We start from the raw sequence: 12481 nt of genomic DNA on the forward strand, positions 1-12481 counted from the left end.
ATCGCCAGCTTAGCATTACTTATGAGTGCTGTTTTTGACGCAAATGCAGTGACCGAAACTGATACTCAAGCGTTACAGAAAACCTTTATTGCCGAACAAGTAAAACAAGGATTTAAGCAACAAGAAGTCGAGCAGTTTTTAGCATCGTCAAGCTTCGACCAAACCATTATTGACGCGATATCAAAACCTTGGGAAGCGAAACCTTGGCACCAATATTATCCTATTTTTTTGACCGACAAACGGTTGCAAAAAGGGCTAGAGTTTTGGCAAGAAAACCAGCAAACCATCGATAAAGCAGCCAAGCAATTTAACGTCGATCCACAAATTATAGTGGCGATCATTGGCATTGAAACATTCTATGGTGGTTACTTAGGCAATTATCGTGTGCAAGATGCCCTGTACACGCTGGGCTTTCATTACCCACCACGTGCAACGTTCTTTCGCAGTGAATATGCCAATTTAATGTCGTTGATTAAAGAAGAAAAACTCGATAATGACACCTTAAAAGGCTCATATGCTGGCGCAATGGGTTACGGTCAATTCATTCCATCTAGCTACCGCCATTACGCTGTGGATTTTGATGGTGACGGTCGACGAGATTTATTAACCAGCAAAGCTGATGCAATTGGCAGTGTAGCTAACTATTTTCATCAACACGGTTGGCAAAAAGGCCAACCTGTAGCGTTATTGCTAAATCACACCTCAAGCACGGCCCCTAAAGCGAAGGTATGGACCAAAGAAAAGCTTCACTATAAGGTATCAGACATTCTTAGCCCATCATTAAGCTTGGCAGATAATCAAGATATTGATGCGTCACAAGCTGCATTGTTAATTAAACTAGATCAAGCTGAAAGCACTGAATACTGGCTCGGGCTTAAAAACTTTTATGTGATTACTCGCTATAATCGCAGCCCATTATATGCCATGGCGGTTTATCAGTTTAGCCAACAACTTAACGCTCATCATAAATCGGTAAATCAACATGGTCATTAATTACCGTTTCATCTTATTAATCATTTTTAGCAGTGTCTTTCTCATTAGCTGCTCGTCAAATGATGCTAAAAACTCTTCTTCAGGAAAAAAAAGCCGCTATCAAATGGCTAACGATCGATATCCTGATGACGCACCAGATGTGAGCTTGGTTAAAAATGCACAACCTAAATACGAACCTTATAGCAGACAAGGTAATCGTAACTACACCGTATTAGGCAAAAGCTATCAAGTGCTCGACAGCGGTAAGGGATTTAAAGAGCAAGGTCATGCATCATGGTATGGTTCAAAGTTTCACGGCCACTTAACCTCTAATGGCGAAACTTATGATATGTACACTATGTCTGCAGCGCATAAAAACCTGCCCTTACCCAGTTATGTCAAAGTGACCAATTTAGACAACAATAAACAAATTATTGTTAGGGTAAATGACCGCGGACCGTTTCATCATGGTCGAGTGATTGATCTATCTTATGCTGCTGCTTACCACTTAGGCATGCTGGCCAGAGGAACCGCAAAAGTCGCCATTGAAACCGTTTACATTCCCTCACCAGAAGAGCGAGTAATAAGCGATTTAAAAGATGATGATAATCACTTTATTCAAGTTGCAGCGTCGCAAGATAAACTGCGTATTAATATGTTAGCCAAACAGTTAGAAACCAAATACGCCGTTAATTCTCGCGTGACATCCATAAATGGCATGCACAGATTACAGTTGGGGCCGATCAGACAAATTCATCTAACCAATAAATTGCTCGATCGTGTGCAAACAGATGGTTATCCACAAAGCTTTATCGTACCGTAAGCAATAATACTGGTGATATAGAGTAACATTAAGCTTCATTTACATTGGATGAATGAACCTTAATGCGAAATGGTTGCCTACTAATGTATAATCGAAAAATTATACCAATTGATCTTTGTCTTTTCTTCGACTAACTAGAGACGTGCTAACTTCATGATGACTTCCAAAACTGCTCAATTAACAACGATGCTCTTTGCATCTGTTGTCTGTTTTTCTTCAATCGCAGCAACGCCACAACCAGATATACGTCCTACCCCCAATCGCGCACCTATGGTGACACCAGACGCGCCTAGTGTTGCAGCTAAAGCTTACGTGCTAATGGATTATAATTCTGGCAGAGTTATTGCTGAAGAAAATGCCTACGAAAGTTTAAACCCAGCAAGTCTGACAAAAATGATGACCAGCTATGTTATTGGCCATGAAATCCGCGTTGGTAATATTTCATTAGATGATGATGTAGCCATTACCAAGAACGCGTGGGCAAAGAATTTCCCTGACTCCTCTAAAATGTTCATTGAAGTGGGTAAAACCGTCAAAGTACACGACTTAAACCGCGGTATTATTATTCAATCGGGTAATGATGCCTGTGTTGCTATGGCTGAGCATATTGCCGGGACAGAAGGTGCATTCGTTGATTTAATGAATTCATGGGCTAAGCAATTAGGCATGAAAGACAGCTACTTTGAAAACTCTCATGGTTTAGATTCAGAAAATCACAAAACGACAGCCTATGATATGGCCATTTTAGGTGCCGCGCTGATCCGTGATGTACCTGAAGAATATAAAGTGTATTCAGAGAAGTCTTTTACCTATAACGGCATTAAGCAATATAACCGTAATGGCTTGTTGTGGGATAAAAGCTTAAACGTTGATGGTATTAAAACTGGTCATACATCAGGTGCAGGCTACAACCTAGTATCTTCAGGCACCAGCGAAGGCATGCGTCTTATTAGCGTTGTGATGGGCACATCGAGTGAATCTGCACGTAAAGCTGAGAGTAAGAAACTGCTCAACTATGGTTTCCGTTTTTTCGAAACGATTACACCATACAAAGCTGGCGATACCTTCGTAACTCAACAAATTTGGTATGGCGACAGAGACACAGTTGATCTCGGTGTGATGACCGACACCCCTATTACTATTAGCCGTGGTAAAGCAAAAGATTTACAAGCTAACTTTGAATTAACTAAGCCACTAACAGCCCCACTTGCTAAAGGCGAAACCGTCGGTCGCGTCTTTTTCCAGCTTGATGGAAAAGACATTGCTCAATTCCCGCTGGTGACATTGAATGAAGTTCAAGAAGGCGGTATGTTCAGTAAGTTAATGGATTACTTTAAACAAATGTTTGCCAGTTGGTTTGAGTAATTATTCAGATTGACATGATTCACTAATGAAACTATTAGTGAATCAACTAATTAAAGCCGCCTAATCAGCGGCTTTAACTTTTTAAGATCTACCGGGCTTGAATCGGGTATAATTGCCACCATATTAGTAACACCAAAACAGAATCGAGTAAGTTAATGTTAAATACAACGTTTGACCAAGTGATGGAATTTCCTAATTCGTGCCCTTTCAAAGTGATTGGTGATGCTGACGATACCTTAGCCGATCGTGTTGTCGCTGTAGCGCAACAACTTGCTCCCGGTGATTATGTTCCAAGCGTGAAGGCATCAAGTAAAGGCAGTTACTATTCAGTGACCATCCGTATTACTGTTACCAGCAAAGAACATATTGAAAAAGCGTATATTGATCTTGCCGCAATTGAAGGTGTAAAACGCGTACTGTAAGAGCCTAAAGAGTCATCTTTACTCATAAACTTGAGTATAATACTCAAGAATTCATCCATTGACTCGATGGACACACACAATTTATCTGGGGGAGACGTTGCCCTTGCAAGCACAAACACTGCACATCCGCCATCTTGGCATGCAAGACTATGAATCGACATGGCATGCAATGCAGGAATATACTGACACTCGCGATAGCGACAGCCAAGATGAACTTTGGATTGTTGAGCATCAACCAGTATTTACCCAAGGCCAAGCAGGTAAAAGCGAGCATATACTCAACCCTGGTAATATTCCGGTTATTCAAGTCGATCGTGGTGGCCAAGTTACTTATCACGGCCCAGGACAATTAGTGGTTTATCCACTTATCGACATCAAACGTAATAAACTAGGCGTTCGTCAGTTAGTGAACAATATTGAGCAAAGTATTATTGACATGCTCGCTTGTTACGCTATTAATGCTTACGCAAAAGCTGACGCTCCTGGTGTTTATGTAACAGAGCGAAAAATTGCCTCTTTAGGATTACGCATCCGTAAAGGTTGCTCTTTTCACGGCTTAGCATTAAATGTCGATATGGACTTAGCCCCGTTTCAGCGTATCAATCCTTGCGGATATGCGGGTTTAGAAATGGTGCAATGTAAAGCATTAGGTGGTCCACAAACTGTGCTTGAAGCTGGCGATAAATTAATCCAAACCTTTAGCCAAATTATGGGCTACCAACAACTTGTACATCATCAAGGATTAGCAGAATAATGAATAGGCCTGAAAGATTACAACCAGGTGTCAAATTACGTGATGCCGATAAAGTCGCACGAATTCCTGTAAAAGTCGTGCCATCAGAGCGCGAAACTATGCTGCGTAAACCGGATTGGTTACGAGTAAAATTACCCGCGTCAAATCAACGTATTCTCGAGATAAAAGCGGCATTACGTAAAAACGGATTACACTCAGTTTGTGAAGAAGCCTCTTGCCCAAACTTAGCAGAATGTTTTAACCACGGCACAGCAACCTTTATGATCTTAGGTGCAATCTGTACCCGTCGTTGCCCTTTTTGTGATGTGGCCCATGGTCGCCCACTCAAAGCGGATTCTGACGAGCCTAAAAAACTGGCTCAAACGATTAAAGACATGAAGTTAAAGTATGTGGTGATTACTTCTGTTGACCGTGATGATTTACGTGATGGTGGTGCACAGCATTTCGCTGACTGTATTCGCGAAATTCGTTTATTAAACCCTGAAATCAAGATTGAAACTCTGGTTCCTGATTTCCGAGGTCGTATCGATGCCGCTTTAGATATTTTAGCGACCGAGCCTCCTGATGTATTTAATCACAACCTTGAGACGGCTCCAGCTCATTACCGCAAAGCACGTCCAGGCGCTAACTATCAGTGGTCATTAGATCTACTTAAACGCTTTAAAGAGCGTCACCCAACGATCCCGACTAAGTCTGGTTTAATGATGGGTCTAGGTGAAACTAACGAAGAAATAGCCGAAGTATTACGAGATTTACGCGCCCACAACGTGGAAATGCTCACGCTTGGTCAATACTTACAACCATCTAAATTCCACCTACCTGTTGAACGCTATGTTCCACCTGCCGAATTTGATGAATTGAAAGCCTTAGCTGATGAACTTGGTTTCACTCATGCAGCCTGTGGCCCACTTGTTCGTTCAAGCTACCACGCAGACTTACAAGCTCAAGGTAAAGAAGTTAAGTAATCTTACTTCGCCCGAATAAAAAACAGCGCTCTATTAGCGCTGTTTTTTTTTATTCAATTGAATCACGCAAAAAATTAACTCAATGCCAAATCCATTAAAATGGCATCTTCATAACCATCATCTGTAGGGTAATAATTTTTACGCCTGCCTGACTCAATAAAACCAACTTTCTCATATAAATATTTTGCAGCCTCATTTGACTGACGAACTTCTAACATCAGCACAACTGCACCCGCATCTTTCGCATCATCAATCAATTGCTGCATTAATAACGAGCCAAACCCTGAGCCTTGTTTATCTGGTGCGACACAAATATCGAGTAAAGTCACCTCATCAATAATCTGCTGCACTATCGCAAAAGCAAACAAATCATCTTGCTGCTTAATTCCCAAAACGCGATATAAAGGCCCAAAACACTCCTTTAAGCCAGTTTCTGACCAAGGATGAGTATGAGCTTGATTTTCAATACTCGCCATTGCAGTAACATGCTCAACGCCAAGGGGGACAATTAAGTGACCATCAGTGTTGTTCATTGGTCAGGCCTTTACTTAATTGCTGGGTTTTGTCTAAATGTTGAGAAATTTGCTGCCATAAATGACGTTTTTCATCCACAAGTGCATGAAGGTCTGTTAGCGGCGCACTTACAACCCAAGCAACACGAGGACGAACTTTTGTCTTACGCATATCCCATATCACCTGTGGTCCTTTAATCATTTCACAATCAAACTCGCACTGTTCAATATCAACGTTTAATAAACGCAATACATCATGGATAAACGTTTGATCAGATAAATCGGCATCGAGATCATGCAACACTAAGTAAGGCTTTAACGGTTTATCAGCACTGAGCCAGCGAGTAATATTCATCGCATCTAAAAAAGCAGATTTATCCATCGAACTCTCAAAAACAAGGATACTTCAACCAGCATAACAGTTAACTAAATAAGGTTTAAGGTAATTTAGCCCTAACAGGTGAGATTCCACTCATCTTAGACAACTACTGACTCCCAGATAGCTGATCCTCTAAAGAGATGTAGATTCACAATAAATCTAATCAAAATTTATCCGCTCAATAAAATCGATAGAAATAGCCTTCCAGAGTTTGCTGTCTGTTTTGGGCTCGATGCAAGCTGAAAGGTGACAGTTAAATTTTTTTAACTTTAATTCATCATATATCTAGAGATTAATATCTTTGTGTTCACAAACTATAAAGTTAACTATATGTAACCAAAATAAGCACTAAGATAACCAATATAGTAATTTGGATCACAATAATTAACTATATGTAACTATCCTATTGACTCAATCTGGCCATTATTGTCTTATACGTCTTATCAGCTCGAACGATTAATTGCATTAAAAGTATATAAATGGTCAATTAAGGCCAATTTTAGTTAACTTTAGTGGTATTTACATGACTATGAACGCATACAAATCATTCAATATTGTGTTTACAGATAAAGACAAAGAATTTATGAAATCCAATTTCCGATTGGCAGAAACCGTCGCGGAATTTATAGGGCCTCATTGTGAAGTGGTGGTCCATTCCTTCGAAAGCTTCGAGCATTCCGTCGTTAAAATTGTCAACGGACATCATACCGGCCGAACCGTAGGTTCACCAATTACCGATATGGGTCTGAAAATGCTTCGTGCTTTTGAGAAAACAGGAGATGCGACACCCAAAAGCTATTTCACTAGAATCAAAGACGGATCTTTACTGAAATCGACAACATGCGTACTCGCTGGGGAGAATGAAAAACCAATAGGATTATTTTGTGTTAATGCCAACTTATCCTACCCATTTACCGAAATCATTAAAACATTAATGCCCGAGACGGCAAGCGCTTCAATCGGTGTTAATGAGAACTTTAGTTCATCTCCAACTGAATTAATTGAAAAAGCGCTTGAGAATGCAATTATTCAAGTTGAAAACGACGAAAAAATCAACTTGAAAGGGAAGAATAAAGCCATAACCAAACTGCTGTTTGAAAACGGAATTTTCGAACTTAAAGAGGCAACAAACACGGTTGCAGAACGGCTAGGAATAACTCGCCACGCAATTTATAAGTATATTCGCGAGTTTAGAACCTAACAAAAAGTGGTAATGAAATTAGAAGTTACACATTGGACTGGCATGCAAAGATAGTTGATTCAGAGCACATTATTCTGAACTGAACGGGATTCCGTAATATTTGCAGAACAAGAGCCATATGATTCAGTCCCTATGGGTAAATCTGAGACAGAACCGTTGTCGAATCAATTATTATCAATATTGTGAGTGTATTAATATGAGCTCAAGAACATTAACGAATGACTCCTTCTTACCTGTAGATCAGAGTCGATTTAACTATCAAGATTTTACTTGGTGCCTTTCTCTTTTTGGCACAGCTGTGGGGGCGGGAGTTCTTTTTCTTCCTATTAAAGCTGGAGCAGGTGGTTTTTGGCCTCTCGTTATTTTAGCTTTAATTGCTGCTCCTATGACATGGTTCGCCCATAAGTCTCTGGCTCGGTTTGTGCTATCGTCAACGAAACCAGAATCGAATATTACCGACACAGTTGAGGAGCACTTTGGTAAAACAGGTGCCAACCTGATTTCCTTTGCCTATTTTTTTGCTATCTTTCCTATCGTTCTAATTTACGGGGTGGGGATCACTAATACCGTAGATTCCTTTATGGTAAACCAGATGGGTATAGCATCAATTCCACGCTGGATATTATCTGGAGGATTGATTCTGGCAATGACGGCCGGTGTCGTTTTTGGTAGAGAACTTATGCTGAAAGTCACTTCTATTCTAGTTTATCCATTAGTTTTTCTGTTGCTGGCACTATCGATTTATCTAATCCCAGACTGGAATACTTCGATGATGGAAGTATCGCCTGAATGGTCATCTATGCCATCGATTATTTGGCTATCGATTCCTCTTATTGTCTTTTCGTTCAATCATAGCCCTATCATCAGTCAGTTCACGAAAGAGCAACGTCGAAAGTATGGCCAAAATGCAGTAGAAAAAACTGACGCTATTACAGGTGGTGCTGCGTTGATGTTGATGGGATTTGTTATGTTCTTTGTATTTTCAGTGGTGCTATCTTTGTCACCGGAACAGCTACTATTAGCTAAAGAACAAAATATTTCTATCCTGTCTTACCTGGCCAATGAACATGAATCTCCAATGATTTCTCTAATGGGCCCTATTGTGGCGTTTACAGCAATTACCTCCAGTTATTTTGGCCACTTCCTTGGTGCGCACGAAGGTCTGGTAGGGGTGATTAAGTGCCGGACGACTGCTTCAGTAAATATCATTGAAAAAGCATCACTTGCTTTCATTGTGCTGTCTACATGGGTGGTTGCTATCGTTAACCCAAGTATTTTAGGCATGATTGAGGCTGTGGGCGCTCCTATGATTGCTGCGATTCTATTTTTAATGCCCGTTTTTGCGATGCATAAAGTTCCTGCAATGGCTAAGTATAAAACATCACTTCCTGTTCAAATTTTTACGGTTATATGCGGCTTAGCTGCTATTAGCTCTGTTCTTTACGACATATTTTAACAGCTCTATCCATTCATAAACTATGACAAAAGCTTCTAGGTATAGAAGCTTTTGCAAAGGAATCAATATGATTAGTGTTTTTGATATTTATAAAGTGGGTATTGGACCTTCAAGCTCTCATACCGGCGGACCAATGAAAGCAGGAAAAGAGTTTATCGATGAGTTACGTTCGAAAGGCAAGCTTCGAGATATCACTAGAATTACTGTTGATTTATATGGCGCACTGTCACTCACAGGTAAGGGACACAACACAGATATAGCCATTATTATGGGTCTAGCGGGTAATCTACCGGAAGACGTCGATATTGAAAGTATCCCCGGTTTTATTGCACGGCTGGAGAAAAGTGAAAGGCTTCCTGTAGGCATGCACTGTCATACGGTGTCTTTTCCTCACAATAAAAGCATTCACTTCCATAATACAAATTTAGCACTGCACGAAAATGGCATGCAGATCCATGCATGGATAGAAAACGAGAAAGTGCTCTCCAAGACTTACTATTCTATCGGAGGAGGATTCATTGTTGATGAAGAACATTTCGGCAAACAAGAGGAACAGTTAGTAAAAGTTCCTTATGAATATTCTACAGCTGAAGAATTGATTAAACATTGTAAAGCTGAAGGATTATCGATTAGCTCTTTAGTGTTAGAAAATGAAAAATCGCTGCGCCCAGACGGTAATATTCAAGCTCAGTTTACTCATATCTGGAAAACGATGCGTGAATCTATGGATCGCGGTATGAATACCCAAGGGGTACTACCAGGACCAATGCGGATCCCTCGACGTGCCGCTGCGCTTTGCCAACAACTTGTGGCTTCTGAATCTACTTCTAATGACCCTATGGCTGTTATTGATTGGGTCAATATGTTTGCTTTTGCAGTGAGCGAAGAAAATGCATCTGGAGGCAGGGTTGTCACAGCACCTACCAATGGGGCTTGCGGTATTGTCCCAGCAGTAATTGCTTATTACGACAAATTTATCCATAGAGTTACCGAGAAAGACTATATGCGTTTTCTGGCGGCATCTGGAGCTATTGGCGGGTTATTTAAACAGAATGCTTCCATTTCAGGAGCGGAAGTTGGCTGCCAAGGAGAGGTTGGAGTTGCGTGCTCAATGGCTGCTGCAGGGCTTGTTGAGTTATTGGGAGGTAGTCCTGAACAAGTATGTATCGCTGCAGAAATTGGTATGGAGCACAACTTGGGACTGACTTGCGACCCAGTATCTGGAAGGGTGCAAATACCTTGCATTGAACGTAATGGAATTAACGCAGTAAAAGCGATTAACTCTGCACGTATGGCATTACGTCGTTCTTCAGATCCTCTCGTATCTCTTGATAAAGTCATCGAAACAATGATGGAAACAGGTAAGGATATGAACTCTAAATATAGAGAAACCTCTTTGGGTGGATTAGCTATCAAAGTTCTTTGCTGATATTAAAAACATTAGATGCAATTTTTATTTATGGTAACTTCATATGGATTTATTTTAATTAAAACAAATAAAAATCAAAAATCAAAAAACCAGCTATACATTTAATTTATTATTTATTAAGAGTTTAAAATCATGAATAAGACCATGTAAAAACATTTCGTTTTCACAACTCATTTAGTTTGAGAAGGAATTAAGTTAATTTAAAAGCATCTAAATTATCACAGCTGCTGCAATTATTACGGATGCTTATTTTATGCATTTGTAAGATGAGAAGTAACCGACTCATATTTTTAATTAACAACGCCTGATTGACACCCTTAACTTCTAACATTAAAGCTTAATTCGCGTAATGACGGTTAAAATCAAAAACAACTTAAATGATTTATTTAACTCGTGCATAAGTTAGTAGTTAACGCTTAGTTAAATACAACTTTCGCTTTATCTACTAATAAATTTCACGATTAACACTACCAATCACATTCTCATCTTTTTACCCATTTAGACAATGAGTATATGCAGATAATCGCTGACTACCTGCATTACCCTCGAGTACTTTAATAGATTACTCTGTTCAGATTAATATTTATTAATTGTTACTTAGGCTTATCTCGTATTTTTTTTGGGGGCATCCTAATAAAATATTTATAAATAGCGTTAACCAAGGTGTACGAACTAGGTTACTGAATATTAAGACTGCTGCACTACAGGCATTGCATATTGTAGAGAGTGTTATGTGATTTTTATTAGGAATAATAGACGCTATAACGAGAATAAAGTACATAAAAAAAGCCAGTAGGGCTGACTACTGGCTTCATAAAATGTAGATTTAACCTAGTGTTTTGTGCCTCAGCTAGTACCTAAAACTGCTGGAACCAGCGCTGGATTTGTTGAGGATCTTTACTTTGAGTTAACGATAACATCAACAGAATACGGGCTTTTTGTGGATTAAGATTACCAGCAGCAACAAAGCCGTATTTGGCATCATCTATTTCAGCATCTAGAGTAGTGGCACCGGTCGGTACACGGCTAGAGCGGACAACCAATATGCCTTTTTTGCTCGCCTTAATGAGTGCATCGAATACAGAGTGATAAATGTTGCCGTTACCTACACCCGCACTAATAATGCCATCAAACTCCGCTTCAACCATAGCTTTAGCAGGTAAATCACTAGCATTAGCGTAGTTATAAACAATACCTACCTTTGGTAAAATATCGAGCTTGCTGATATTAAAAGGGGTTTGAGTCGTATGTTGACGTTCCGTTCTGCCCATATACTCAACCTTACTGTTATGAATAATACCAAGCGGGCCAAAATTAGGCGCAGCAAAGGTGTGTACTCCAGTAGTATTAGTCTTCGTTACATCGCGGGCGTTAAGCACTGTATCGTTCATTACGACTAAAACACCTCTGCCTTTAGACTCTAGATTCGCGGCAATGGCGACTGCATTATACAGATTCATAGGTCCATCGGCACTCATAGCAGTGGATGGACGCATTGCACCAACCAGCACTACAGGCTTATCGCTCTTGACAGTTAGATTCAAAAAATAAGCAGTTTCTTCTAAAGTATCAGTGCCATGGGTAATCACAATTCCATCGACATTTTTATCCGCCAGTAAAATATTAATCCGTTTGGCTAAGTCTAACCAAACTTTATCGTTCATATCTTGCGAACCGATTTTAACGAGTTGTTCACCTTGAATATCGGCAAGCTGCTTTATCTCCGGCACAGCTGCTACTAAGCTATCAACTCCCACTTCTCCAGACTGATAATTTGACTCAGTAGCCGATTGGCCCACACCAGCAATGGTTCCACCTGTGGCAATAATTCGAACCTGTGGAAGCGCTTGCACCGCAGAGGATATAAATAACCCTAAGGTAACCGATAGCAAGAGCTTACGTATAGAAAAAATCATACTAACTTCCTTTTATTAATAATAAACACTTCACAAGTGTGCACTATTATTAAATTCTCACCGTGATAGTTATCACTAAACTTAACAACTAAAACCAAATGAAAATCTAAATAAAAAATTAAATAAAAAATTAACTAAATACACTTTCAATTGACGCAGTAATTTTATTAGGAAACACTTTTAGCATCAAAAATAAGTTAACAAAAAATAACAATTCAACATACAGTTTGGATCAAATAGTAATAGATCACACAAATCAATTCAGTTGAGATGTTTATCTAACTACG

The 12481-nt window shown here is 39.7% G+C and carries 12 protein-coding genes; 9 read left to right on the plus strand and 3 right to left on the minus strand.

Annotated elements, in window-relative coordinates:
• Positions 1-21: 21 nt before the first annotated feature.
• The 6 genes from mltB to lipA all read left to right on the plus strand — a co-directional run bounded on the left by mltB (position 22) and on the right by lipA (position 5301).
• Complete coding sequence (mltB, locus tag GUY17_RS16700; RefSeq protein ID WP_243756197.1) at positions 22-993, plus strand: lytic murein transglycosylase B; 972 nt, start codon at positions 22-24, stop codon at positions 991-993.
• A complete protein-coding gene (locus GUY17_RS16705) occupies positions 983-1795 on the plus strand; it encodes a septal ring lytic transglycosylase RlpA family protein (protein WP_101088696.1) in 813 nt (270 codons plus the stop codon). The genes mltB and GUY17_RS16705 overlap by 11 nt, the downstream gene beginning before the upstream one ends.
• A 153-nt stretch (positions 1796-1948) precedes the next feature.
• On the plus strand, positions 1949-3160 hold the full coding sequence (locus GUY17_RS16710; RefSeq protein ID WP_174839651.1) for a serine hydrolase: 1212 nt from the start codon (positions 1949-1951) through the stop codon (positions 3158-3160).
• A gap of 155 nt (positions 3161-3315) precedes the next feature.
• Positions 3316-3582: a DUF493 family protein YbeD gene (gene ybeD / locus GUY17_RS16715; protein ID WP_011636177.1), complete on the plus strand. Its 267-nt coding sequence runs from the start codon at positions 3316-3318 to the stop codon at positions 3580-3582.
• Between the two features lie 103 nt (positions 3583-3685).
• Positions 3686-4336 carry a lipoyl(octanoyl) transferase LipB gene (gene lipB, locus GUY17_RS16720; RefSeq protein WP_101088695.1) on the plus strand — a complete coding sequence of 217 codons (651 nt, stop codon included), beginning with the start codon at positions 3686-3688 and terminating at the stop codon, positions 4334-4336.
• Positions 4336-5301 (plus strand): lipoyl synthase, encoded by a 966-nt coding sequence (gene lipA / locus GUY17_RS16725; RefSeq protein WP_101088694.1) that lies wholly within the window; start codon positions 4336-4338, stop codon positions 5299-5301. The genes lipB and lipA overlap by 1 nt, the downstream gene beginning before the upstream one ends.
• A gap of 74 nt (positions 5302-5375) precedes the next feature.
• Here the strand turns inward: lipA and rimI are convergent, their stop codons facing one another.
• Both rimI and GUY17_RS16735 read right to left on the minus strand, forming a co-directional pair.
• Positions 5376-5834: a ribosomal protein S18-alanine N-acetyltransferase gene (gene rimI / locus GUY17_RS16730; protein ID WP_162023782.1), complete on the minus strand. Its 459-nt coding sequence runs from the start codon at positions 5832-5834 to the stop codon at positions 5376-5378.
• Positions 5821-6195: a hypothetical protein gene (locus GUY17_RS16735; RefSeq protein WP_101088692.1), complete on the minus strand. Its 375-nt coding sequence runs from the start codon at positions 6193-6195 to the stop codon at positions 5821-5823. The genes rimI and GUY17_RS16735 overlap by 14 nt, the downstream gene beginning before the upstream one ends.
• 520 nt (positions 6196-6715) lie before the next feature.
• On the opposite strand from GUY17_RS16735, the gene GUY17_RS16740 reads away from it, so the two are divergent.
• The 3 genes from GUY17_RS16740 to GUY17_RS16750 all read left to right on the plus strand — a co-directional run bounded on the left by GUY17_RS16740 (position 6716) and on the right by GUY17_RS16750 (position 10278).
• On the plus strand, positions 6716-7393 hold the full coding sequence (locus tag GUY17_RS16740) for a transcriptional regulator (RefSeq protein WP_162023783.1): 678 nt from the start codon (positions 6716-6718) through the stop codon (positions 7391-7393).
• A gap of 196 nt (positions 7394-7589) precedes the next feature.
• Positions 7590-8849, plus strand: coding sequence for an aromatic amino acid transport family protein (locus GUY17_RS16745; protein ID WP_162023784.1), 1260 nt, complete (start codon positions 7590-7592; stop codon positions 8847-8849).
• 67 nt (positions 8850-8916) lie between these two features.
• A complete protein-coding gene (locus GUY17_RS16750) occupies positions 8917-10278 on the plus strand; it encodes an L-serine ammonia-lyase (protein ID WP_162023785.1) in 1362 nt (453 codons plus the stop codon).
• An 857-nt stretch (positions 10279-11135) separates the two neighbouring features.
• Here GUY17_RS16750 and ansB read toward each other — a convergent pair.
• Positions 11136-12194: an L-asparaginase 2 gene (ansB, locus tag GUY17_RS16755; RefSeq protein ID WP_162023786.1), complete on the minus strand. Its 1059-nt coding sequence runs from the start codon at positions 12192-12194 to the stop codon at positions 11136-11138.
• Positions 12195-12481 lie beyond the last annotated feature (287 nt).

The organism is Shewanella sp. Arc9-LZ (genome assembly GCF_010092445.1).
Classification (GTDB): Bacteria; Pseudomonadota; Gammaproteobacteria; order Enterobacterales; family Shewanellaceae; genus Shewanella.

Coding starts and splice junctions, on each gene's coding strand:
- rimI (WP_162023782.1), bottom strand. CDS start 5,834: ATGAACAACACTGATGGTCACTTAATTGTCCCCCTTGGCGTTGAGCAT.
- GUY17_RS16710 (WP_174839651.1), top strand. CDS start 1,949: ATGATGACTTCCAAAACTGCTCAATTAACAACGATGCTCTTTGCATCT.
- GUY17_RS16750 (WP_162023785.1), top strand. CDS start 8,917: ATGATTAGTGTTTTTGATATTTATAAAGTGGGTATTGGACCTTCAAGC.
- mltB (WP_243756197.1), top strand. CDS start 22: ATGAGTGCTGTTTTTGACGCAAATGCAGTGACCGAAACTGATACTCAA.
- ybeD (WP_011636177.1), top strand. CDS start 3,316: ATGTTAAATACAACGTTTGACCAAGTGATGGAATTTCCTAATTCGTGC.
- lipA (WP_101088694.1), top strand. CDS start 4,336: ATGAATAGGCCTGAAAGATTACAACCAGGTGTCAAATTACGTGATGCC.
- GUY17_RS16735 (WP_101088692.1), bottom strand. CDS start 6,195: ATGGATAAATCTGCTTTTTTAGATGCGATGAATATTACTCGCTGGCTC.
- GUY17_RS16705 (WP_101088696.1), top strand. CDS start 983: ATGGTCATTAATTACCGTTTCATCTTATTAATCATTTTTAGCAGTGTC.
- GUY17_RS16740 (WP_162023783.1), top strand. CDS start 6,716: ATGACTATGAACGCATACAAATCATTCAATATTGTGTTTACAGATAAA.
- GUY17_RS16745 (WP_162023784.1), top strand. CDS start 7,590: ATGAGCTCAAGAACATTAACGAATGACTCCTTCTTACCTGTAGATCAG.
- ansB (WP_162023786.1), bottom strand. CDS start 12,194: ATGATTTTTTCTATACGTAAGCTCTTGCTATCGGTTACCTTAGGGTTA.